This is a genomic window from Cognatazoarcus halotolerans (assembly GCF_009800965.1).
Taxonomy (GTDB): domain Bacteria; phylum Pseudomonadota; class Gammaproteobacteria; order Burkholderiales; family Rhodocyclaceae; genus Cognatazoarcus; species Cognatazoarcus halotolerans.
The window spans coordinates 334,869-357,909 of record NZ_WUAF01000001.1; the positions used below are offsets into that span (position 1 = coordinate 334,869).

A 23,041-nucleotide genomic window follows, 5' to 3' on the forward strand; every position below is an offset into this window, starting at 1 on the left:
GCGCAAAGCATTTAATGCGAATCATTCTTGTTCGCAAAGTTGATCCCAGCCATGTACGTCTGTGTTTGCAACGCCGTGACCGACACCCACATCCGGGAAGCCGCCTCCGCGGGAGCGAAGACGCTGCTCGATCTGAGGCGCACACTCGGGGTGGCTTCGGAATGTGGTCGCTGCGCGTCCTGTGCGCGGGACTGCCTGAAACAGGTTCACGCTTGTGAGCTGCCCCAACCTGGCGCACAGTTGCGCAACCACTTCGTCCTCAGGGAGGCAGCAGCATGAAAGGCGACAAGAAGGTCATTCAGTTCCTCAACAAGCAGCTCACGATCGAGCTGTCCGCCATAAACCAGTATTTCCTCCATGCCCGCATGTACAAGAACTGGGGCTTCGATGCCCTGGGCAAGCATGAATACGAAGAATCGATCGAGGAAATGAAGCATGCGGACAAGCTGATCGAGCGCATTCTCTTTCTCGAAGGTCTGCCCAATCTCCAAAGCCTGAACAAGTTGTTGATCGGCGAGACGGTCCCCGAGTGCCTCGCTGGCGACCTGAAGCTTGAAAGTGACGGCCGGGCAAACCTGATCGAGGCGATCAGCTACTGCGAGTCCAGCAAGGATTACGTATCGCGCGAAATCTTCGAAGAGATTCTCGAAGATACCGAAGAGCACATCGACTACCTCGAGACGCAGATCGAACTCATCGACAAGGTCGGCCTGCAGAACTACCTCCAGTCGCAGATGCAGACAAGTAGCTGAACCCGCCCCGCCGGACTGCATTACCGCCCGGGATCGCAGTCCGGCCTGGCCAGCAACAAGCGACTTTCCCCTAAGCAATACGCGCCTCTGCTGCGCGACTTCACGAGCTGCACCCAATGCCTTGCACCATTGCCCAACCCACGGCCAGCGATCGCGCCGGGGTGACGCCATGACTTCGTCCATCGCCCTGAGCGCACCGCGGCTGGCGTCAGTCGGATATCCGGCCCGCAAACCCGCCGCACCGAGAGGCCGCGCCACCCCACCGGGGCCGAGCACCAGGATCAGCCTGCTCGTGCTCGTCGTGGCAACGCACATGGCCGCATTGTGGGCCATCTCGAGAGCGTCCGAGCCGCTCGAGACAGCCGTGCCAATGCCACTCGCCGTCACCTTCGTCGAGATTGCCCAGCCTGTCGTCGAAGCGCCGCCTCCACCACGCCCTCAGGTCGTCACGCCACCCGCACCGCGCGCGGTCAAGCAGCCGCCCAGTCGAGCCAAACCGGTGCCCCCGAAACCGATTCCCGACGAAACGCCACAGGCTCCGGTCGATGCGCCTTCGTCCGTGCAGCCCGAAAGCGCCCCGGCAATGACGAGCATGCCGGCCGTCGCGAGTCAGACGCAAGACTCGGGAGCCAGAACGAATGACTCGTTGGCCGAACCCGCGCGCCAACCGGTATCCGAGGCGGCGCGCTTCGATGCGGCCTATCTCAACAACCCGGCCCCCGCCTATCCGGCCCTTGCCCGCCGGCTTGGCGAAGAAGGCACGGTGAGATTGCGCGTGTGGGTGACCCGCGACGGGCGGGCCGGCAAGGTTGAACTCGCACGCAGCACCGGCTCGCCCCGCCTCGATCGAACTGCACTCGAAACCGTCTCGCGGTGGCGTTTTGAACCGGCTCGCGAGAACGGCACCGCAATCGAACAGTGGGTGATCGTGCCCATCAAATTCAAACTGGAGAACCACGAAAGATGACGTCCGAAAACCAATCCTCGGCATTCGATCTCGCCCACCTCTGGGCTCAGGGCGACGCGATAAGCCACGCCGTGGCGGTCACCCTGCTGCTCATGTCGGTCGCGAGTTGGTACCTGATGTTGTCCAAAGGCTGGCAATTCCTCGCGCGCAGCCGTAGCAGCGAAGCGACCGACCGGTTCTGGCGGGCATCAAGCCTCGACGAAGGGCTTGCGGCGCTATCGGGCAAGCGTGGCGATCCGCTGGCCGCTGATCTGCTCCACCAGGCGACGACGGCCGCAGAGCATCTCCGGGCACGATCCGGTTCGAGCCTCGGCAACCAGTTGCAAGCAGACGAGTTCATCACCCGCGCGATGCGCCAGTCAATCAGTCGCAGTACCGCACGTCTCGAATCGGGCCTGACGGTACTCGCGTCAATAGGTTCGACGGCGCCCTTCGTCGGGCTGTTCGGTACTGTCTGGGGCATCTACCATGCGCTCGCACGCATCTCCAGCACCGGAATGGCGAGCCTCGATGCGGTTGCCGGTCCGGTCGGCGAAGCGCTGGTCATGACCGCAGCCGGTCTTTTTGTCGCGATTCCCGCAGTGCTGGCCTACAACGCATTGACACGTGCCAACCGACTCACCCTGGCGAGTCTCGATGCGTTCGCCCACGACGTGCATGCCTTCCTCAGCACCGGCGCACGCCTGCAGCCTCGCACGAGCGGAGGCGCCGCGAATACTGCTTCAGGCAGCCACCTTGCCACCAGCGGAGCGGCATGATGGCCTTCGGCGGATTCGACCAGACCAGCGGCAACGCTCCAATGAGCGAGATCAACACCACGCCGCTGGTGGACGTCATGCTGGTGCTGCTGATCATCTTCATGATCACCGCACCGCTCATGACACATGCGGTCAAGATCGACCTGCCCCAAGCCTCGAGCACGCCGGCCGAGGACAAACCCGAGACGATTACGCTCAGCATCGACGCCGAGGGCCGCTTGTTCTGGAATGATGCGCCGCTCGAAGCACCGGCCCTGGATCAGCGGCTCGCCGAAGCGGCGGCCCTCGAGCCGCAGCCCGAGCTGCACCTGAGAGCCGATCGCGACACGCGCTATCAGAAGCTCGCCGAGCTGCTCGCCGCCGCCCGTCGCAATGGCCTTCAGCGTATCGGCTTCATCACCCAACCCGACCCCCTCCCCTGAAGCGTTCCGTTCGCACGATGTTCCTGCATTCATTGCAGGCGCCCCGAAACACGGGACGAAAGACACACGGCGAGCGGATCAATCCACACGGGGCGAACACGCCGGCATCTCGCGGCGATATCAGCACGCACGGCAGGACGGCCGGATAGATCGGCGTTCGCGGGGATGCTTGAAAGCACCCGCGACGCTCGAACGACGGGCACTCACCGATTCGCAATAATTGCTATTGCGAATCGTTATCATTTGCCTTATTGTTACAAAAGTGTTCAGCGATGCGCTGGCACGACATCCCAACCCCAGACCCTTGTATCCCCGCCGGCCTCCACCAGGCACGGCCGCCACCGGAGTTCAATCCCGATGCAGAAGAAGAAATGCCCCGTCCGACGAAACACGATCGCCCGACGACCCGCTGACCGTACAAGCGCCCCCCGGCTACCAGAGCGGTCGCACATCCCGCTCGGCGCACTGATCTTCGCCGCTTCGATGAACAGCTTTGCCCAAGGCAGCGAAGCAGAGATCGAAGCGACGGAAAAGACGCGGACCCTGGGTACCGTGGTCGTCACCGATCAGCGCGAGGCCGCAAGCGGCCGCGAAGCGCTGCGCGCAACCGAAACGCGCATCGGCAAAGGCAAGCAGGCGCTGCGCGACATTCCCCAGTCCGTCACCGTAGTGACCGAGAAACTCATCGATGAGCGCAACCTCGACACCGTCAAGGAGGCACTCAAGAACACCGCCGGCATCACCTTCCAGGCCGCCGAAGGCGCCGAGGAGGACATTCGCCTGCGCGGTTTCCCGCTGGCGCAAAGCGGCGACATCTTTGTCGATGGCATCCGTGATCCGGCCTTCTACGACCGCGACACATTCAATCTGGACCGCCTCGAACTGTTGCGCGGTTCCGCCTCGATGCTGTTCGGTCGTGGCTCGACCGGCGGCGCAGTCAACCAGGTCAACAAGGAACCGCGCCTCATCGACGAAAACCAGGTCGACGTCACGCTGGGCAGCCACGACTACAAACGGGTGGTTGCCGATTTCAACAAGAAGACCGGGGAAAACGCCGCAGTACGTCTCAACCTCATGAAGACCGACGCGGACAGCAACGGTGCCGGGTCGAGCATCGACAAATGGGGCGCGGCCGGCGCGCTGCGCTGGGGTATCGGCACCCGCGACGAATTCCAGGTCGGCTTCTTCCACCTCGACAACAACAACGGCATCAACTACGGCATGCCATGGATCCGCCCGACCACGACATCGAGTGCCCGCGACACCACCTTGCTGCCGATCGATCCCGACACCTACTACGGCTCCGCGAGCGACTACAACGATGGTTCCGCGACCTACTACACCGCAAGCCACATTCACCGTTTCTCGAGTGACACCGAGCTGCGCACCGTCATCCGCAAGGGCTCGTACGAACGCGACCAACGCTCCGGTGCAATCCGCTTCGCTGCCGCGGGGGACCAGCCGGGCGGAATCGCAGCCAGCCTCGAGACCTTCGGCCCCGACACGGTGCTGCGCCGCGGAACCCACCTCAAGATCCAGGACATGGACACCCTGCACCTGCAAAGTGACCTTTCCACAAAATTCGAAGCGGCGGGCTTCAAACATGAATTACTCGCCGGGGTCGACCTCGCCCGCGAGGAAAAGACGGTGTACGGCGCTCGCAATGCGGCACAGGGCGGCGTTGATCTGAGCAAGCCCTACACGACCATCGGCACGCCGGACGACGGTGCCTGGGTCGATGAGGCGAGCCGCGTGCTGCGCAAGACCAGCGACTTCGAATCCACCGCGTGGGGCGTCTATGCCCAGGATCTGGTCGAGGTCGCCCCCCACTGGAAGCTCGTCGCCGGTCTGCGTTTCGACGGCATGCACGGCGAATACAACACCTACTCGATCCCCGGCACCGCCCCCGGCCCGGTCACCGCCAGCAACTACGAACAGAGCATCTACAAGTGGAGCAAGCGTTTTGGCGTGCTCTACCAGCCCAATCCGCTGCAGTCCTGGCATTTCTCGTGGGGCACTTCTTTCAATACTTCAGGGGACACCTATTCGTACAACGCCGCGACGGTCGACACGCCACCGGAGAAAAGCCAGAACATCGAGATCGGCGCGAAGATCGACTCAGCCGACGGACGTTTCACCAACCGTTTCGCGATCTTCCGCTCGACCAAGCTCAACGAGCGCAACACCGACCCACTGATCAACATCGCGGTCCTCTCCGGAAAACGTCACGCGACCGGCTTCGAGTGGGACTTCTCCGGATACATCACGCCGCGCTGGGAAATCTACGGTTCCTACATGTGGATGCCCTTCGCCAAGATCGACAAGGGAGCCGAAGGCTCGGAAGGCGTGGGCACCCGTCCCTCACTCACGCCGAAGCATTCGGGCACGGTGTGGAGCACCTATCTGCTCACCGACCTCTTCCGAGTCGGCGCCGGCGTGAACTTCCGCAGCCGCCAGCAGCCAAACCGCAACCCCGGTTGGTATGCTCCAGGCTACGCCACCATGGATCTCATGGCCGAATACACACTCCCATCCGAGAAGATCGTGATCAAGGCCAACCTCAGCAACGTCTTCGACAAGCTCTACGCCGATTCGCTCTATCCGGGCCATTACGTACCTGGCCCGGGCCGGATCTTCATGCTCACCACCAGCCTCAAGTTCTGAATCACCTCTTTGCCGCCCCGTCAGGGGCGGTCTTTTTCTTCCGGGAACACGCCCCATGCTGTTGCAGATCCCCGATGTGCTGGATGCACACCAACTCGAGGAAGCCCGGCGGCTCCTCGCCGACGCCCCCTGGGAAGACGGTCGCAGTTCCGCCGGCACACAGGCCGCTCTGGTCAAGCGCAACCAGCAGCTGCCGCACGACTGCAAGGCTGCGCGCATCGTTCGTGAAAGCGTCGTCACCGCGGTCGAGCGCAGCCCACTCTTTCTCACCGGAGCGCTGCCGAAGAAGCTCGTCACCCCGCGCCTGAACCGGTATGGCGGCGACACGCCAAGCTATGGAGAGCATGTCGACAATGCGATCCGTTTCCGTGCCGACGACGGCGTCCGCGTGCGTACCGATCTTTCCTGTACCGTGTTTCTCTCCGATCCGGGCGAGTACGAGGGCGGGGAACTGATCGTTCAGGACACCTATGGATCGCGCGCCATCAAGCTGCCGGCGGGCCACGCCGTGCTCTACCCGGGCAACAGCGTCCACCAGGTCGCGCCGGTCACCCGCGGCTGGCGCATCGCCTGCTTCTTCTGGATCGAGAGCATGGTCCGCAGCGACGAGCAGCGGCGCCTGCTGTTCGACCTCGACATGGCAATCACCCGTCTGCGAAGCCGCGATGGCGACAATGCCGAAACGGTCGCGCTCACCGGCACCTATCACAATCTGCTGCGCATGTGGGCCGACACATGAGCGCAGCCGGCAGCGGCCCGGTCAGCCTCGCCGACCACCAGGCGCTCGCACGCAGCCGGCTCGATGCCAATGCCCTTGCCTATTTCGAGGGCGGAGCGGCGGACGAACTGACCGTCGCCGCCAATCGCACGGCCTGGGATGGCATGGCACTGTATCCACGGGTACTGCGCAGCCTCGCCGGCGGCCACACCGGCACGACGCTGCTCGGTCGCGCCCTCGCCCATCCGATCCTGCTGGCACCGGTGGCTTACCAGCGTCTTGCCCATCCGGACGGCGAAATCGCCAGCGCATGTGCCGCCGCCGCCCAGGGCGCCGGCATGGTGGTGAGCACCCAGGCCAGCATTTCGCTCGAAACCATCGCAGGAGCGATCGCCGATGATGCGGACCGTGGGCCGCTGTGGTTCCAGTTGTATCTGCAGCACGACCGCGGCTTCAACCGCGAGCTCGTGGCGCGTGCCGAGGCCGCGGGCTACGAGGCCCTGGTGCTGACCGTGGACGCGCCCTGCAGCGGCGCCCGCGACCGCGAACGCCGGACCGGTTTCGCGCTCCCGCCGGACATCTCGGCGGTCAACCTCGCTGGCCTGCCGCCGCGCCCCCCAGGCGGGCGCACCGGCCTTTGCGCCGGGCTGGTCAACCAGGCCGCGGACTGGGACGACCTCACCTGGCTGCAGCGCGAGAGCCGCCTGCCGATCATCCTCAAGGGCGTCCTCCATCCCGCCGACGCGCGCATTGCGCTGGACGCCGGCGCATCGGGGCTCATCGTCTCCAACCACGGAGGACGGGTCCTCGACACCGCCGTCGCGACCGCACGTGCGCTGCCGGCAATTACGGATGCCGTGGGCGACAGCCTCGCGGTACTGGTTGACGGAGGCATCCGCCGCGGCACCGACATACTCAAGGCAATCGCGCTGGGCGCCGACGCGGTACTGATCGGCCGGCCCGTCATACACGGGCTTGCCAATGCAGGCGCAGCCGGCGTGGCGCACATCATCCGGCTGCTGCGCGACGAACTGGAGATTGCGATGGCACTGTGCGGCTGCGCGCGGATAGCGGACATCTCGTCCGACCTGCTTGCACCCTGAGAGCCGCCCGGCTCAGGGCCCGGGAGTTGACCCGCATCAACAAAAATACAAGTGCGAATCACTATCATTCGTCAGCGATTCGCTTAAACTCCTGCCCCACTCATCCGTTCCGCCCCGCCATGGATCTCAGCCCGCCGCCCCTCTCCCCGGAAAGTCCGCTCGATCACACATCGATGCTGCTGGTGGGACATCCGAACGTCGGCAAATCAGTCCTTTTTCACCGTCTCACCGGCACCTATGTAAACGTTTCCAATTACCCCGGCACCACGGTCGAGGTGTCGCGTGCGACGGCCCGCTTCGATCGAGCGATTTCGTTGCTCGACACACCCGGCGTGCTCTCGCTGCCGGGCCGCAGCGACGACGAACGCGCCACCATGCGCGCCCTGCTCAACGAGGAACTGCGTCTTGCGGTACAGGTGGGCGATGCCAAGAACCTGCGCCGCACCCTCACCCTGACCGCGATGCTGGCCGAACTCGGCGTGCCGATGGTGCTCGCCCTCAACATGAGCGACGAGGCCGCGGCACACGGCGTGGCGGTCGACCACAAGGCGCTCGGCGAGGTCCTGCGCATTCCGGTGGTGCCCACCATCGCCACCGGCGGATCAGGCATGCAGCCGCTGATCGACGCACTCGCCGTCGCCAGGGCGCCCGCGCCCCTGCTGCACTACGATGACGCCACCGAAGCGATCCTGCGCAGCACCACGGCTTTCGTCGAAGAACATGCCCCGCATCCACGCCTCGCCTCGCGCGGCCTCGCAATCCTGTTCCTCGGCGGCGATTCCGAAGTCGAGGACTGGCTGCAGGCCCGATGCGGCGTGCACTACCCGGAACTGCTCGCCCTGCGCAGTGAAGCCGATGGCGCGGGCAGCGAACCGCTCGCCGCCCGGCTCGCCGCCGAACGCGGCCGCGCCGCCGATGCGCTGTCGAAGACGGTGATGGATCAGCATGCCCGCGCGCGCCGGCCGATGGCGCAGCGGCTCGGCCAACTCGCGGTGCATCGTCTGTGGGGCTGGCCGATCCTGCTGGCCGTATTGTTCGTGGTCTATGAACTGGTCGGCGTCTTCGGGGCGGAAACGCTGGTCGGCCTGTTCGAAGAGAAGCTGTTCGGCGAGATCCTCAATCCGGCGGTCACCGACTTCTTCACCGGCGCCTTCGGGCAGGGCTGGTTCACCGATCTCTTCGTCGGCCAATACGGCCTGTGGACAATGGGCATGACCTACGCGCTGGCGCTGATCCTGCCGATCGTCACCACCTTCTTCCTCGCCTTCGGGGTGCTCGAGGATTCCGGCTACTTTTCGCGCCTGTCGGTCATCGCCAACCGCATGTTCGCACTGCTCGGCCTCAACGGCCGGGCGGTGCTGCCAATGGTGCTCGGCCTCGGCTGCGTGACCATGGCCACCCTCACCACGCGCATCCTGCATACCCGCCGCGAGCGACTCATCACCACCTTCCTGATGGCACTGGCGATTCCCTGCTCGGCCCAGCTCGGCGTGGTGCTCGGCCTGCTCGGCGGCATGACCTTCGGTGGCACCGTGATCTGGGCGGTGACGATACTCTTCGTACTGCTGTTCACCGGTTGGCTGGCCGGCAAGCTCGTCAAGGGGCGGCGCATTCCGCTGGTCACCGAGCTGCCGCCGATGCGCCTGCCGGTGCTCGGAAATGTCATGAAGAAGACCGGCGGCCGACTCAAGTGGTACCTGATCGAGGTGATCCCGCTGTTCCTGCTCGGCACCTTCATCATGTTCATGCTCGACCGCCTCGGCGTCCTGCCGTGGATCATCCGCGCCGGCGAACCGCTGGTCACCGGCTGGCTCGGCCTGCCGCCCGAGGCGAGCGCAGCCTTCGTGATGGGCTTCCTGCGCCGGGACTTCGGCGCCACCGGCCTGTTCGCGCTGTCCGGCCAGCTCTCGGCCGAACAGGCGGTGGTCGGCATGGTCACCCTCACCCTGTTCGTTCCCTGCATCGCCAGCATGATGATGATCATCAAGGAGCAAGGCGCACGCACCGCGGCGCTCATGCTCGCGATGATCATCCCGACCGCCTTCCTGGTCGGCGGCATCCTGCATCAGCTACTGAGGATTTTCTGGTGACCATCGAGACCTCGGGCGCAGCCATCGCCCGGCCGCTGCCGGCCGCCCCGCATTTCCTGTTCCGCTGGGCTACACTGCTCATGCCGCATACCGCCCGCGGCCCGGCCGGCGGACACCAACCAACGCCCACGATGAGCAATCGAGAGCATCTTCGCCTGATCGGCGTTCCGGTCGGAAGCAGGATTCGCCTGGCCGAATTCGATGCCGCCATCGATCCCTTGCAGCGCGAACAGTTGCTCGCCTACGGCCTGTCGATTGGCCATCCGCTGGAAGTCCTGCAGCAACATCCGCTCACCGTGGTGCTCTGCGATCATGTCGAGATCGCGCTGGAGCACGTCGTCGCGGGTGACCTGTGGGTCGAGAAGCTGCCCAGCCGCGGCCGCACCTGAAACTACCAGCCCAGGCCTTTGCGCAGCAGCAGCAGAACACCCATGCCGGCAATGAAGGGCAGCCATGGATTGCGCGGCCGGAGCGCAGTCATCAGCAGCACCGCCAGCGCGGCGGCAAGCTTTGGATTGAGCGGATCGAGTTCGCCGCCGTCGAGCACCACGTCCGGCAACACCAGCGCCGACAGGGCCGCCGCCGGCGCATAGCGCAATGCGCGCTGCAGCGCGGAGGGAAGCCTCGCACGACTGCCGGCAACGATGAAGCTGCCCCGCGGAATGTGGGTTGCCAGCGCGATCAGCACAAAGGTCACCCATAACCATACGCCGCTGATCATGGCGCCTCCGCCTCCTTGCCATGCTGCCAGTGTTCCGCGGCAAAACCTGCGGCGATGCCGACCATGATCCCGGCGATCAGGCCCAGCTTGAGCGGCATGCCGCGCAGCGCCACCGCCGCGACTCCGCCGGCAAGCGCCGCCACCAGCATCGGCCGTGACGCCGCCAGCGGCACCAGCAACGTCATCAGGGCGATCGTCGCCATGAACTCGAGCGACCAGCCCTGCGGCACCAATTCGGCGCCGAGTACCCCAATCAGCACGAATACCTGCCACAGGCTCCACGCCCACAGCGACGGAGCAAGGAAAAAACCGAAACGCCAGTCCTTATCGGTTGACGCCAGCATCCGCTGGGCGCCGACCGCAAACACGCCGTCGACCAGCAGGTAGCCCGACATCAGCCGTTTGAGCAGCGGAATCCCTTCGAAAGCGGGCGAAATCGCGGCGCTGAAGATCACGAAGCGCAGGTTCAGCACCAGGGCGGTAGCGACGATCAGCCACAGCGGCGCGCCACTGACGATCAGCGGCAAGGTGCCGATCTGCGCGGTTCCCGCGAAGACCATCAGCGTCATGCCGATCGCCTCGACGATCGAGAAACCGGCGGCGCGCATCGCCACCCCGGTAACCATCGCCCACGGGACCAATCCGACCGACAAAGGGAGAAAGGCGCGGAAGCCCTCGCGAGCACCGCGCCGGAACGAGTCATTCATGGCGAAACATCAAAGTGAAATGCGATCCGGAGCCGGATCGGTCCGGACCAGCCTAACCGGATGCGCGGCGGCCGTCGACCTCGCACGCAGCGGTACTGGCCCGGTCGCGGCGGCAGTACGCCCTGGCCCGCCTGGCCTCACTGCATCGGCGTGGCGCCGAACACCGGCATGGGATCGAGCCATACGCCACCATCCTCGGCCCGCCGGATGGCCAGGCCGAGTGCCGCAAAGACCGCCTGGATTTCCGGCAGCAGCGCCGCATACAACGCCTCGGCGCTACGCGTCTTGCCGCCGTAGAGTTGGCCGAGCACTTCGCCGAGTCGCGGCCATGCTTCGCGCAGGAAACCCGATGCGAGAATCTGCTCGAGCTCCGGACTCAACTGCCCCAGAGGCCGGTCGAGACCGGCGAGATAACCCTGGCAATGCGCGGCCGTCTGCAGCAGGTGGGTGATCCTGCCGAGGCTCCTTGCGAACAACGCATCGAGGTCGTTGGCCGCGAGATGCAAGGTGATTTCCTCCTGCATGGAGGGCGGCAGCGCGTCGTGCAGGTCGGCGAGGTGATTGAGCATCAGATCAGACGAAGCCGGCAGCGACCATACCGCGCGGCGGGTCGAAAAATACTCCGCCCACATCGACTCGGCGATCGGCAACAGCTGACGGTCGAAATCGCAATCCAGCAGTGCGGCCAGCCCTTCCGCACGACCGAGGCGGATGCGTGCATCGTGAATGCGGCACAGCTCGCGGTGAAAGAGATGGACAAAACCCGCCACGGCCTCGGCGTCGCCAGCCAGTGCCGCCGACATGTGACGCCCGTCGAGCAGCACGGTCACCGACTCCTCCCCGTGGATCGCCCGCACCACGCCTTCGCCGCCGACCGCATCACCGCCGGTCAGCTGGGCCAGGGCCAACGTGTAATCCTCGGCCACGACGATCAGCTCGAGGTCTTCCAGATCGAGCTCCGGGTCACGCTCCACCGTACGTGCGATCAGGGTTTCTATCACCTTGGTCAGCATCGGCGCGGCACTCTGCAAGGCCTCGCCGCGACATTCAACCTGCACTTTCATTTCAATCATCCTCCTGGCGGGCTCCTCGCGCGCCGCGAATCTGCGCATTGTACCGGCCGCGAACGTGCTTGGCCCGCGCGAACCCGGCACGACACCAGACCCGTGCGCATTTCGGGTACGCGATGGCGACGAGTCTGCTGTAATGCCGGCTACGGGCAATCTGCCCGGCGCGCCCGCCCGGAAGGACCGATCAGCCATGAACACGCCCTCCCTTCACCTCGACGCGATTTTCGAGACCCGGCTCGACTGGAAATTCAAGATCGTCCCGCCGCATCTTTACGGCCTGCGGCTCGGCGAAATCGCGACTGCCGCTCTCACGCTCGACGACGAGGCCTTCGCCCTGCCGGCCGCCCTGATCCGCGAGGATGTGCTGACCGGCAACAGCATCTGGATGCGCCGCTTCCTGGCTCACAGCGGCGCCAGCATAGCGCCCCACGGCAAGACCACCATGGCGCCGCAATTGTTCCAGCGCCAGCTCGATGACGGTGCCTGGGGGCTGACCGCGGCGACGCCGGCCCATTTGCGGGTATACCGCCGGCACGGCGTGCCGCGCATCCTCTACGCCAATCAGCTGGTCGGGCTTGCCGATATCCGCTGGGTGCTCGACGAAATGGCGCGCGACCCGACGTTCGACTTCTACTGCCTGGTCGACTCGGAGGCAGGACTCGAACGACTGTGTCGGGCAATCGCGGAGCGCCCCGCCGGTCGGCCGCTGCAGGTTCTGCTGGAGGTGGGTGCCAGCGGTGGCCGCACCGGGGTACGCGGCGTCGAACAGGGCCTTGCGCTTGCCGAGCGGATTGCCGATGCGGCGCCAGGCATTGCGCTGCGGGGTATCGAAGCCTTCGAAGGAATCTTCGCAGGCCATCCTGCCGAGCGGCAACAACCGCAGGTCGAGGCGATGCTCGATACCGTGAGGACGCTCGCCCTGGCATGCCATGCGCGGGCGCTGTTCTGCGCTGGCGAAATCATCCTCAGTGCCGGCGGCTCGGCCTTCTTCGATCTCGTCGTGGCAGGTCTTGGTGTCACGCTCCCGGGGAGCAGCCGGTTGATCCTGCGCAGCGGCTGCTATCTCACCCACGACAGCGTTCACTACCATCACCTTGCCGAGGCGATTGCGGCACGCAATCCGGGACTGGCCGTGCTCGGCACCGGTTTGCGTCCGGCGCTGGAGATCGTCGCGCAAGTCCAGTCCTGTCCTGAACCGGGGCGCGTGATCGTGGCATTCGGCAAGCGCGACGCCTCCTACGACATCGACCTGCCGCTGCCCCGCTGGTGGCTGCGCCGCGGCACCCATCGGCAGCCGCAGCCGCTCGACGGCTTCCGTGTCAGCAGCCTCAACGATCAGCACGCCTTCGTCGACGGCCCGTCATCGCACCCGCTGGCGGTCGGCGATCTCGTCGGCTTCGGGATCTCGCACCCGTGCACCACCTTCGACAAGTGGCCGCTCCTGTGGACGGTCGATTCGTCCTACCGGGTGAGCGGGGCGATCAGGACCTTTTTCTGAGCGAGAGAGCCCGCTGGCACTCAGGCGCCGAGCCGGAAGCGTCCCACCGTGTCGGCCAGACCGACGGCCAGGCCCTTCACATCGTCGGCACGCTGCGCCGAATCGCGGCTGGCGGTGTGGGTCTCCTCGCTCATCGCGGCAATGTGCTCCACGCCGCGGGCGATCTCGGCGCTCGCCGAACGTTGCTCGCGCAGCGCCAGATTGATCGAGGCCACCGCATCCCGCACCAGCGCGGTGCTGGCCTCGAGCATGCTCACCGCATCACGCGCGAGTCCGGAGCGGGCGAGGCCCTCACCGGCAAGCGCCTCACCATCGCGCATACCCTCGATCGCCTGCTGGGCGCTCTCCTGCACCCGCAGCACCATCTGCGCGATCTCCTGGGTCGAATGCGCGGTCCGCTCTGCAAGTTTCCTGACCTCGTCCGCCACCACCGCGAACCCGCGGCCCTGCTCACCGGCCCGGGCTGCCTCGATGGCGGCGTTGAGGGCAAGCAGATTGGTCTGGCCGGCGAGCTCCTCGATCACCTTGACGATTCCCGAGATGCCTTCGGTATTGCGTCCCAGTTCGGTCATCACCGCAGCCGACGCCTCGATGCGCCCGGCGATGGCCTGCATTGCCTCGCCCGCCTCATCGATCACCCGAATGCCCTCGTGCACGCGCTGATCCGCCTCTCCAGCAAGCCTGTCGGCCTCGCTGGCATTGTCGGAAACCTGCGAAATGCTCACCGTCATCTGCTCCACCGCCGCCGCGATGGCGCCACCCGACTCGCTCTGCGACAGGGACGCACGCTCGACCCGCGCAGCGTTCGCCTGCAGACTGCCCGCCGCCTCGCCGAGCGCCCGGGCATTGCGCTGCACCTCACCCAGCGCACCGGAAAGCTGTGCCTGCATCTCCGCCATGGCGCCGAGCACGCTGCCTTCGCGCCCCCCTTCGACCCGGACCGCCTCGTCGAGCTGGCGCGCGGCGATCCGTCTCGCGACTTCAACCGCATAGGCGGGCTCGCCCCCCACTTGCGCCGCGAGTCTGCGCAGGATCAGAACCGTCACGATCACGCTCGCCACCAGCGCCAACGCCCCGAGCAGCAACGCCTTGCGCTGTGCCGCCTGCAGCATGTCGACCAATGCGGCACGGGTCTCGACCGTCTGCTGCTGCGCTTCCACCAAGCCGTCGAGCATGACCTGCTTGACGCTTCGCCAGGCAGGCGTTTCGCGCTTCACGAGCGTCTCCCGTGCCGCAGCGAGGTCGCCGGCGCGGACCGTCTCGATGACCGCCCTGCGCAGCGGCTGCCAGGCAGCCTGACCGGCACGGAGCCCGGTCAGCAGATTGCGGGCGCCGGCCCCCTGCAGATCGAGTGCCGCCAGCCCGTCGAGCGCGGCATCGAACCCCTGCTCCGCCTTGTCATGATTCGCGTAGGCCTTGGGGTTGGCCGGATCGAGCAATACGTTGCGAATCGCCTGCCCCATCTGCAGACCCTGTGCATAGAGCTCCCTGAGGTGGCGTTCGGCCGCGAGTTCGGTATCGATATAGGCAATCAGCTTCTGCTGGCTGTTGCGCATTTCCCAAAGGGTACTGCCGAGCGCGATGACGAAAAGCCCACAGGTGACGACCCCCAGCAGCAGGAGCTGCAGTTTTATGGAGACTGTTTTCTTCATCGCATTTATCCTCGATACAGGCCGCGCAACGCCTTGTCATCTCTATTCCATTCGGTATATCGGCAAATCGTGAATTACTTTAGCTGTTTCGCCCGAAAAAAAGCCCAGACCCGGGCCCGCTGCGAGAGCACACCGTGTCGCGCCCTGCCGCATTGACGATCACCCTCACGATTGCCCTGGGCCTCCTTCTCGATCAGTACGGCGGCACATGGGGAACGCATGCGGTAATCCTGTGGACCTGGGCGGTATTTGCCACCCTGCTGCTTCACGCGGCACCGGCGAGACGCACGGCAATGCTGGCCTGCCTGCTGATCGCCACCGCGGGCGAACTCTTTCTCGCCCTCGTGTGGGGGCTCTATACCTATCGCGAGGCGGGTCTGCCCGCCTTCGTGCCGCCCGGGCACGTTCTGCTGTATCTGCTCGGCCTCGGCCTCGCCGAGCGCCTGCCCGCCAGCCTGATCCGGCCGATCGGCGCGACCGCGACGGTAGCCGCCGCGGTACTGTGGACCACCGGCGCGGACCAGTTCAGCGCAGTCCTCGTGACGCTGTTCCTGCTGTGCCTGCGCTTCGGTCCGGCACCGCGTCTGTATGCCACCATGTTCCTGCTCTCGCTTGCCATGGAGCTGTGGGGCACCTGGCTCGGCAACTGGCATTGGCAGGCAAGCGCCCCCTGGCTTGGCTGGACCACCCTGAACCCGCCCTTTGCCGCAGGCGCTTTCTACTGCGTACTCGACATGCTGGTCGGCCTGACGGCAACATGCCGCCCCGCGCGCTCCCCTCGATTCGTCCGGAAATGCTGAGTCACACCATGCCCGAGCAAAAATCGCCCGCTCACAACCTCGTCCTGCTGATCATTGCCCAGGCGCTGCTGTTCACCAACAACGTGACGCTCATCGCGATCAACGGCCTCGCCGGGCTGTCGCTGGCCGGCAACAAGGCGCTGGCCACCCTGCCGATTGCCTGCTGGGTGATTTCCACGGCCCTGATGGCAATGCCGGCCTCCCTGCACATGCGTCGTGCCGGACGGCGCGCCGGCTTCATGTTCGGAACGACATTCGGCCTCGTCGGCTGCGCGTTGTGCTCGCTGGCAATCTACCTGCACGCGTTCTGGTTGCTGTGCGCAGGCACCTTCGTGTTCGGCGGCTACAACGCCTACGCCCAGTACTATCGCTTTGCCGCAGCCGACGTCGCCCCGCCCCAATGGAAGAGCAAGGCGATTTCCTGGGTGATGGCCGGCGGCATCGTCGGCGGAATTCTCGGACCGGAAACCAGCAAACTCACCCGAGGACTGTTCGAGATCGATTTCCTCGGAGCCTATCTCGTCCTCGGCGGCGTCCTGCTCGTCGCGCTGGCAGTTCAGTCGGCGCTGAGGATTCCGCCGCAGAGCGACGCCGAAACGAGCGGCGAGGCCCGCCCGCTTGGCGAGATCGCGCGCCAGCCGGCATTCCTCGTCGCGGTGGTCGGAGCAGCCGTCGGGTACGGCATGATGAACCTGCTGATGACCGCCACGCCGCTGGCGATGGGCTTCTGTGGGCATCCCTACGCCGATGCGGCCTTCGTCATCGAGTGGCACGTGATCGGGATGTTTGCGCCGTCCTTCTTCACCGGCAACCTCATCCGCCGCTTCGGTGCCCTGCAGGTGATGTTCTGCGGCGCCCTGCTGCAGGCCGCCTGCGCATCGATCGCGCTGAGCGGCAGCACGGTAAACCACTTCTGGATGGCCCTGGTGCTGCTCGGCGTGGGCTGGAATTTCCTCTATATCGGCGGTACGACGCTGCTCACCGAAACCTATCGCCCGGCCGAGAAGGCCCGGGTTCAGGGTCTCAACGACCTGCTCGTGGCCGGCACCACCGGCGTCACGTCACTGGCATCGGGTGTGCTGCTCGACCGCGCCGGCTGGGAAACACTCAACTGGCTCGCCCTTCCGGTAATCGGCGTGGTCCTGGTGATCATTGCGTGGCGCGGCCTCGGCATGCGCCGCAGGCTGCCGGCAGTCTGAACGAACGGCCCCGGCCCTTGCCCGGGCACGGCAGGAAGGGCAGGATGTCCGTTCCACCGCGCAGGGAGCCGCACCATGGAAGCCCGCATCAGCCTGATCACCCTCGGCGTGTCCGATCTCGACCGGGCCCGCCGCTTCTACGCCGAAGGACTCAAGCTGCCACTGCAGCCCGAGAGCACGCCCGAAGTGGCCTTCTTCGGCCTGCACGGGCTCTGGCTGGGGCTTTATCCGCGTGCCGCACTGGCCGCCGACGCCCGGCTCGATCCGGCCGGCAGTGGATTCGGCGGCATCACGCTGGCGCACAACGTGCGCACCAGGGAAGACGTCTTCGCCGTACTCGCCGAAGCGATGGCCGCCGGCGGGCGCATCCTCAAACCTGCCGGCAATACCGACTGGGGCGGCTTCTCGGGATACTTTTCGGACCCGGACGGACACCCCTGGGAGGTGGCCTGGAACCCGCATTTCTGGATCGAATGAAACGTGCGCTCAGCGGTTCCCGCAGGGGTGGGCATCGCGGCCGCAGTGATCCATGTCACCGAGCGGCCGGTTGAAGGTGTACTCGAAAGGGCGCCCGACGAACTGGTGAGCCGTTTCCCCGGCCTGCCCGGTGGGGAGCGTGAAGGGTAACGCCACCACCCAGCCGACCGCCCCGACCACCGTCGCCGCCAGACCCAGTGGCCGCACCACCACCAGATCGATCGCCATATCCGCGCCCCTGTCGCCGGTGACGGTGTCATCGGTTGCCAGCACCGGGCCGGCAGACAGTACCGATATCGTTGCCGCGAGCACCATCCCGGCAAGACGGCCACGCAGTCCGGACTGCTTCATTTTCAGCTCCCTCGATTGGCCTCGCTTCGGATTCTGGCACTGCCTCGCGGCCCATGTCGCGCGCTGCCGATGAATGGCACGATACCTCAATGCCGCGCAAAGACGGTCGCATTGCCCGCGCGATCGAAGCTCACCACCTCGTATTGATCGGCGCGGATCGAGCTCTCCATGCCGGGCGAACCGGCAGGCATGCCCGGGGCGGAAAGTCCTGCCACGTCCGCGCCTTCGGCCAGCAGCCGCTTCACGTCGGCGGCGGGCACATGACCCTCGATCACGTACTTGCCGATACGCGCGGTGTGGCACGATCCGAGCCGCTCCGGGACGCCCATCTGGCGCTTGATCGCGCTCATCTCGCGGCTCGGCACTTCTCTCACCGCAAAGCCGTTGGCGCGCATATGCTCAGCCCACTTACCGCAACAGCCACAGCCGGGGTCCTTGAACATGGTGATCTCGGGCTCGCTCGCAAGCGCCTGGCCGAAGCCGGCGGACAGGCACAGCGCGACCAGCACCCCCGCGAATTTTCCATTCTTCATGTTTTCCTCCTTCATCAGCGGTTCTGAGCAAAGCGCTCGGCACGCATGCGGCGCACCTCCTCTGGCCAGGCGCTCTCGATCCAGGCCAGTACCGCACGGATCTCGTCGTCCGACAATATGCCGGCAAAGGCAGGCATGTCGCTTTGATATCCCTCAGGCGCAAGCGGCGGCACCAGACCGAACTTGGTCATGGCAAACAGCTGCGCCATCGGGTGGTGCCAGGTGTGGCCGGTTTCGTCATGCGGCGGCGCAGGCAGCCGCCCGTCCGGCTTGCGGCTGCGCCACTCAGTCTGGCCCTCGCGGCCAGCGCCATGACAGCTGGCGCAATGTTTCGCGTACAAGGCCTCGCCCAGCACGAGCGTCGCCGCGTCAGCCGCGCCCGGGGAAGCGGACTCCCCCGAACATCCGGCCAGCGTCGCGGCCAGCAGCACCATCGCGAGACGGCCGGTCACTTGCCGGCAGGCGCCGCGGGGCGCTTCACGAGCTGGTCGAGCATCATCTCGAGCGCATCGACGCGCTTCTCGAGATGTGCCACCCGAGCGTCAGCGCTGCCCCAGTTGCGATTCATCGCGCCCGGGCCGCCGCCCATCATGCCGCCACCGTATCCGTGCATCATGCCGGGGCCACCCATCATCATTCCCGGACCGCCCATGTATCCCTGCATCATCGGGCCGCCCTGCTGGTGCATCAGTTCCATGCCTTCCAGCATCTCCTTGCGGTGCTCTTCGGCGAGCTTCTCACGCTCCGCGGGATCGGTGGTCTTCCAGTACTTGACCATCAGTTCCTGCATCTCGCGCATGTGCTCTTCCACTTTCTGGACCCACTGGGCGTCCGGTTGCGGCGCATCCGCAGCCAGCACCGGCGTGAGCGTCGCGAGCCCCATGCCAGCGGCCAGGACAAGTCCACCGAGCGTCGTACGGGTAACAAGCGTTTTCATGATGTGACTCCTTCAGGATGCCGCGATCTGCGGCTGAAAATCAGTGCATGTGATGTTGTGTGGCGTCGTGCGCGAGCGGCTCGAAGCGCGCCTGACCAGTGCTGCCGTCGGCGAACTTGAGCGACACCACGGCCTTGAGTGCCGGGTCGGCCGCGTACTTGCCCATGCCCTTGAGCCGCGACTCGCCATCCGCCGCCAGCGGCACCGACGCCTTGCCCTTCGGGCTCAACAGGATGGCGGTGCCGGTAACACCCTTGGCCGGCTGCGGATTGCCGGCGTGGTCGCTGAGGTAAACGTAGACCGGCGCATCCGCCGCGCCACTGGCGGTCCTGTCAACCACCAGTTCGAAGTGATACGGGCCCGCCATGCGCAGCTGGCCGCCGTTCGGCGCGGTCATGGTGTCCAGCGTGGCGTCGTCGTGGGCCATCACCGGCCCTCCGGCAAAGATGAGACAGGCGGCAATGAAAAACGGTGCAAGGGTGCTCGGTTTCATGGTTTTCGACTCCGTAGGAAATTTGAAGATCAGTAAGCGTCGGTCGCCTTGGCGGCGAGCAGTCTTTCGAGGGGGGCGCGCCCCCAGCGGTTGAACATGAGCGGGGTAATCAGCGAATCGAGCAGGGTCGAGCTGATCAGGCCACCGAAGATCACCACCGCAACCGGGTGGAGGATCTCCTTGCCCGGCGCATCGGCCGAAACCAGCAGCGGGATCAGCGCGAAGGCCGCGACCAGCGCGGTCATCAGCACCGGCGTGAGCCGTTCCTGCGAACCGCGCACGATCATCGCCTCGCCGAAGCGCTCGCCCTCGAAGGCGCACAGGTTGATGTAGTGGCTGATCTTGAGGATGCCGTTGCGCGCCGAAATGCCGGTCAGCGTGACGAAACCCACCAGCGCCGCCACCGACAGCGGCTGCCCGGAGAGCCACAGCGCGACCACCGCACCCACCAGCGCCAGCGGCACGTTGGCCATGATCACGGCCGCCAGCAGTGCCGAGCGGTAACGGTTGTAGAGCACCAGGAAAATCATCGTCAGCGATACCAGCGCCAGCCCGGCAATCAGCCGCGCGGCCTCTTCCTGCGCCTGGAACTGGCCCTCGAGCGTGGTGTAGTAGCCGGCCGGCAGCCGCGTGGCGGCAATCTCGGCGCGGATCGCCGCCACCACCTCGTCGATCTTGCCAGCGGCATTGGCGGCGATGACGATGCGGCGCTTGCCGTTGTCGCGGCCGATCTGGTTGGGGCCGTCGGCCTCATCGACGCGGGCCAGCAGCTTGAGCGGCACCCGGCCCGCCGGCGTCTCGAGCAGCAGATCGCCAAGCTGCCCGGCAGCCCGTGCGCTGTCGGGTAGGCGCACCACCAGATCGAAGCGGCGGCTGCCGTCGAGCACCTGCGCTACCTTGTCGCCGCCCACCAGCATCTCGACATGGCGCAGCACGTCACCCGGGGTGGCGCCGTAGCGAGCGATCGCAGCGTGGTCGAGGCTGACCTTGACCTGCGGAATGCGCACCTGCTTTTCGATCGAGAGGTCGGCAATACCGGGGATCTTCGACAGGCGGGTGCGCAGCTCCTCGGCCCGGGCGCGCAGCACATCGAGATCGTCACCGAAGATCCTGAGCGCGATCTGCGCCCGCACGCCCGACAGCAGGTGGTCGAGGCGGTGCGAGATCGGCTGGCCCACCGACACCGAGGCCGGCAGGCTGGCGAGACGCGTACGCAGTTCGGTGATGATCTGCGCACGCGGGCGCGCCGAGGCCGCCAGATCGACATCGATCTCACTCGAGTGCACGCCCTCGGCATGCTCGTCGAGCTCCGCCCGGCCGGTGCGCCGCCCCACCTTGGTGACCTCAGGCACCTGCAGGATCAAACGCTCGGCCAGCGCGCCGATGCGGTTCGACTCCGACAGCGAAGTGCCCGGGTTGAGCAGCACGCTGATGGTCAGTGTGCCCTCGTTGAACGGCGGCAGAAAGGTGCGCGCAAACCACGGCACGCTCGCCGCCGCCGCGACCACCAGCGCCACCGCGACCATCAGCACCGAGCCGCTGCGCGGAAAGGACCACGCCAGCGCTGCGGCCTGCCAGCGCTTGAGCACAGCCACCAGCGCACTGTCGCCGTGGTCGAGACGCTTGAGCCGTGGCAACAGGTAGTAGCACAGCACCGGTGTCAGGGTCAGCGCCACCGCCAGGCTGGCAAGAATCGAGACGATATAGGCCACGCCGAGCGGACTGAACAGCCGCCCCTCGATGCCCGGCAGCGCAAACAGCGGCACGAACACCAGCACCACGATCAGCGTCGCATACACCACCCCCGAGCGGACCTCCCGCGAAGCTGAGGCGATCACCTCGATGGCGCCACGCGGGCTGCCCGCCTGGCGATTCTCGCGCAGCCGCCGGAACACGTTCTCGACATCGACCACCGCGTCGTCGACCAGCTCGCCGATGGCGATCGCCAGCCCGCCCAGTGTCATCGTGTTGATCGACAGTCCGAAATAACGGAACACCAGCACCGACACCAGCAGCGACACCGGGATCGCGGTCAGCGAAATCAGCGTGGTGCGCACATTGAGCAGGAACAGGAACAGGATCACCGCCACCAGCACCGCACCGTCGCGCAGCGCCTCCTGCACGTTGGACACCGAGTGGTCGATGAAATCCGCCTGACGGAACAGCACCTGCGGCGCGCTCACGCCTGCCGGCAGGCTCGCCGCGAGGCCGGCGATCGCCTCATCGATGCGCGCGCTCAGCGCCACGGTGTCGGTGCCCGGCTGCTTCTGCACCGACACGATCACCGCCGGGCGGCCCTTGTAGCCCGCGTCTCCACGCTTGAGTCCGGGTGCGAAGCCTACCCTCGCCACCTGGCGCAACAACACCGCCTGACCGTTGCGGGTACCCAACGCGAGGTTCTCGAGATCCTCGATGCGCACCGTGCGACCAAGGCCGCGGATCAGCCATTCGCGCCCCTGCGATTCCAGAAAGCCGCCCGAGGCAAGCCCGCCGAACTCGCGCAGGGCGGTATCGAGGTCGTGCAGCGAGATCTCCAGCGCGCGCATCCGCGCCGGGTCCGGCTCGACGCGGTACTGCTTGACCTCGCCGCCGATCGGGATCACCTGCGCCACCCCGGGCACCGTCAGCAGGCGCGGCCGCAGCACCCAGTCGGCATATTCGCGCACCGCCATCGGGTTGGCGCCGTCTGCCAGCGGCAGCGCGATCAGCATGATCTCGCCCATGATCGAGCTGATCGGTCCCATCTGCGGCGCCACCCCGGCCGGCATCTGCTCGCGCACCAGGCCCAGCCGCTCCGCCACCTGCTGGCGATTGCGGAAGATGTCGGTACCCCAGTCGAACTCCACGTACACCACCGACAGGCCCACGCCCGACACCGAACGCACCCGTGTCACGCCGGGCATGCCGTTGAGCGCGGTCTCCAGCGGAAAAGTCACCAGTTGCTCGACCTCCTCCGGGGCCAGCCCGCCAGCCTCTGTCATCAGCGTGACGGTCGGCTTGTTGAGGTCCGGGAACACATCCACCGGCGTGTGCGCAAGCGACAGCAGGCCCCACACCACCAGCGCCGCGGCCACGGCGAGCACCACCAGGCGCGAGCGCAGCGAAAAATTGATGATTGCGTTGAACATC

24 protein-coding genes are annotated in these 23,041 nt (G+C 66.0%); 14 read left to right on the top strand and 10 right to left on the bottom strand.

The window, feature by feature from the left end:
* Positions 1-51: 51 nt before the first annotated feature.
* From GQB03_RS01580 to GQB03_RS01625, 10 genes are all read left to right on the top strand, one after another.
* The gene (locus GQB03_RS01580) at positions 52-279 is read left to right on the top strand and encodes a (2Fe-2S)-binding protein (protein ID WP_159683248.1); all 228 of its coding nucleotides are present in this window, start codon (positions 52-54) and stop codon (positions 277-279) included.
* Positions 276-752, top strand: a complete 477-nt coding sequence (bfr, locus tag GQB03_RS01585) for a bacterioferritin (RefSeq protein ID WP_159683251.1) — start codon at positions 276-278, stop codon at positions 750-752. Before GQB03_RS01580 ends, bfr begins: the two co-directional genes overlap by 4 nt.
* Positions 753-921: 169 nt before the next feature.
* Entirely contained in the window at positions 922-1,719 is a 798-nt protein-coding gene (locus tag GQB03_RS23120; protein ID WP_159683255.1) for an energy transducer TonB, read from the top strand.
* Positions 1,716-2,477 carry a MotA/TolQ/ExbB proton channel family protein gene (locus tag GQB03_RS01595; protein WP_159683258.1) on the top strand — a complete coding sequence of 254 codons (762 nt, stop codon included), beginning with the start codon at positions 1,716-1,718 and terminating at the stop codon, positions 2,475-2,477. The genes GQB03_RS23120 and GQB03_RS01595 overlap by 4 nt, the downstream gene beginning before the upstream one ends.
* Entirely contained in the window at positions 2,477-2,899 is a 423-nt protein-coding gene (locus tag GQB03_RS01600) for an ExbD/TolR family protein (RefSeq protein WP_159683261.1), read from the top strand. Before GQB03_RS01595 ends, GQB03_RS01600 begins: the two co-directional genes overlap by 1 nt.
* A gap of 357 nt (positions 2,900-3,256) precedes the next feature.
* Positions 3,257-5,563, top strand: a complete 2,307-nt coding sequence (locus tag GQB03_RS01605; RefSeq protein WP_159683264.1) for a TonB-dependent receptor — start codon at positions 3,257-3,259, stop codon at positions 5,561-5,563.
* A 55-nt stretch (positions 5,564-5,618) separates the two neighbouring features.
* Positions 5,619-6,302: a Fe2+-dependent dioxygenase gene (locus GQB03_RS01610; RefSeq protein WP_159683267.1), complete on the top strand. Its 684-nt coding sequence runs from the start codon at positions 5,619-5,621 to the stop codon at positions 6,300-6,302.
* Positions 6,299-7,384: an alpha-hydroxy acid oxidase gene (locus GQB03_RS01615; RefSeq protein ID WP_159683270.1), complete on the top strand. Its 1,086-nt coding sequence runs from the start codon at positions 6,299-6,301 to the stop codon at positions 7,382-7,384. Before GQB03_RS01610 ends, GQB03_RS01615 begins: the two co-directional genes overlap by 4 nt.
* Positions 7,385-7,503: 119 nt before the next feature.
* Positions 7,504-9,474: a ferrous iron transport protein B gene (gene feoB / locus GQB03_RS01620; RefSeq protein ID WP_159683273.1), complete on the top strand. Its 1,971-nt coding sequence runs from the start codon at positions 7,504-7,506 to the stop codon at positions 9,472-9,474.
* Positions 9,471-9,863, top strand: a complete 393-nt coding sequence (locus tag GQB03_RS01625; protein WP_235026896.1) for a ferrous iron transport protein A — start codon at positions 9,471-9,473, stop codon at positions 9,861-9,863. The genes feoB and GQB03_RS01625 overlap by 4 nt, the downstream gene beginning before the upstream one ends.
* Before the next feature lie 2 nt (positions 9,864-9,865).
* Here GQB03_RS01625 and GQB03_RS01630 read toward each other — a convergent pair whose 3' ends face one another.
* The 3 genes from GQB03_RS01630 to GQB03_RS01640 all read right to left on the bottom strand — a co-directional run bounded on the left by GQB03_RS01630 (position 9,866) and on the right by GQB03_RS01640 (position 11,966).
* Positions 9,866-10,195, bottom strand: a complete 330-nt coding sequence (locus GQB03_RS01630) for an AzlD domain-containing protein (RefSeq protein ID WP_159683276.1) — start codon at positions 10,193-10,195, stop codon at positions 9,866-9,868.
* On the bottom strand, positions 10,192-10,902 hold the full coding sequence (locus GQB03_RS01635) for an AzlC family ABC transporter permease (RefSeq protein ID WP_159683279.1): 711 nt from the start codon (positions 10,900-10,902) through the stop codon (positions 10,192-10,194). The genes GQB03_RS01630 and GQB03_RS01635 overlap by 4 nt, the downstream gene beginning before the upstream one ends.
* 137 nt (positions 10,903-11,039) lie before the next feature.
* Positions 11,040-11,966, bottom strand: coding sequence for a hypothetical protein (locus GQB03_RS01640; RefSeq protein ID WP_159683282.1), 927 nt, complete (start codon positions 11,964-11,966; stop codon positions 11,040-11,042).
* 196 nt (positions 11,967-12,162) lie between these two features.
* On the opposite strand from GQB03_RS01640, the gene GQB03_RS01645 reads away from it, so the two are divergent.
* Positions 12,163-13,470: an amino acid deaminase gene (locus GQB03_RS01645; RefSeq protein ID WP_159683285.1), complete on the top strand. Its 1,308-nt coding sequence runs from the start codon at positions 12,163-12,165 to the stop codon at positions 13,468-13,470.
* Between the two features lie 20 nt (positions 13,471-13,490).
* On the opposite strand, the gene GQB03_RS01650 is transcribed toward GQB03_RS01645, so the two are convergent.
* Positions 13,491-15,122 carry a methyl-accepting chemotaxis protein gene (locus tag GQB03_RS01650; protein ID WP_159683288.1) on the bottom strand — a complete coding sequence of 544 codons (1,632 nt, stop codon included), beginning with the start codon at positions 15,120-15,122 and terminating at the stop codon, positions 13,491-13,493.
* A gap of 134 nt (positions 15,123-15,256) precedes the next feature.
* Between GQB03_RS01650 and GQB03_RS01655 the strand changes: the two genes are divergently transcribed.
* The 3 genes from GQB03_RS01655 (at position 15,257) to GQB03_RS01665 (ending at position 17,598) form a co-directional block, all read left to right on the top strand.
* A complete protein-coding gene (locus GQB03_RS01655; RefSeq protein ID WP_159683291.1) occupies positions 15,257-15,922 on the top strand; it encodes a hypothetical protein in 666 nt (221 codons plus the stop codon).
* An 8-nt stretch (positions 15,923-15,930) separates the two neighbouring features.
* The gene (locus GQB03_RS01660) at positions 15,931-17,121 is read left to right on the top strand and encodes an MFS transporter (protein WP_159683294.1); all 1,191 of its coding nucleotides are present in this window, start codon (positions 15,931-15,933) and stop codon (positions 17,119-17,121) included.
* Between the two features lie 75 nt (positions 17,122-17,196).
* Positions 17,197-17,598: a VOC family protein gene (locus GQB03_RS01665; protein ID WP_159683296.1), complete on the top strand. Its 402-nt coding sequence runs from the start codon at positions 17,197-17,199 to the stop codon at positions 17,596-17,598.
* Positions 17,599-17,607: 9 nt separating this feature from the next.
* On the opposite strand, the gene GQB03_RS01670 is transcribed toward GQB03_RS01665, so the two are convergent.
* From GQB03_RS01670 to GQB03_RS01695, 6 genes are all read right to left on the bottom strand, one after another.
* The gene (locus GQB03_RS01670; protein WP_235026897.1) at positions 17,608-17,949 is read right to left on the bottom strand and encodes a hypothetical protein; all 342 of its coding nucleotides are present in this window, start codon (positions 17,947-17,949) and stop codon (positions 17,608-17,610) included.
* A gap of 86 nt (positions 17,950-18,035) precedes the next feature.
* Positions 18,036-18,482 carry a DUF411 domain-containing protein gene (locus GQB03_RS01675; protein WP_159683299.1) on the bottom strand — a complete coding sequence of 149 codons (447 nt, stop codon included), beginning with the start codon at positions 18,480-18,482 and terminating at the stop codon, positions 18,036-18,038.
* Between the two features lie 14 nt (positions 18,483-18,496).
* Positions 18,497-18,934, bottom strand: coding sequence for a c-type cytochrome (locus GQB03_RS01680; RefSeq protein ID WP_235026898.1), 438 nt, complete (start codon positions 18,932-18,934; stop codon positions 18,497-18,499).
* Positions 18,931-19,419: a hypothetical protein gene (locus tag GQB03_RS01685; RefSeq protein ID WP_159683302.1), complete on the bottom strand. Its 489-nt coding sequence runs from the start codon at positions 19,417-19,419 to the stop codon at positions 18,931-18,933. The genes GQB03_RS01680 and GQB03_RS01685 overlap by 4 nt, the downstream gene beginning before the upstream one ends.
* Before the next feature lie 40 nt (positions 19,420-19,459).
* Positions 19,460-19,912, bottom strand: coding sequence for a hypothetical protein (locus GQB03_RS01690; RefSeq protein ID WP_159683304.1), 453 nt, complete (start codon positions 19,910-19,912; stop codon positions 19,460-19,462).
* 29 nt (positions 19,913-19,941) lie between these two features.
* Positions 19,942-23,040 carry an efflux RND transporter permease subunit gene (locus GQB03_RS01695; protein ID WP_159683307.1) on the bottom strand — a complete coding sequence of 1,033 codons (3,099 nt, stop codon included), beginning with the start codon at positions 23,038-23,040 and terminating at the stop codon, positions 19,942-19,944.
* Position 23,041 lies beyond the last annotated feature (1 nt).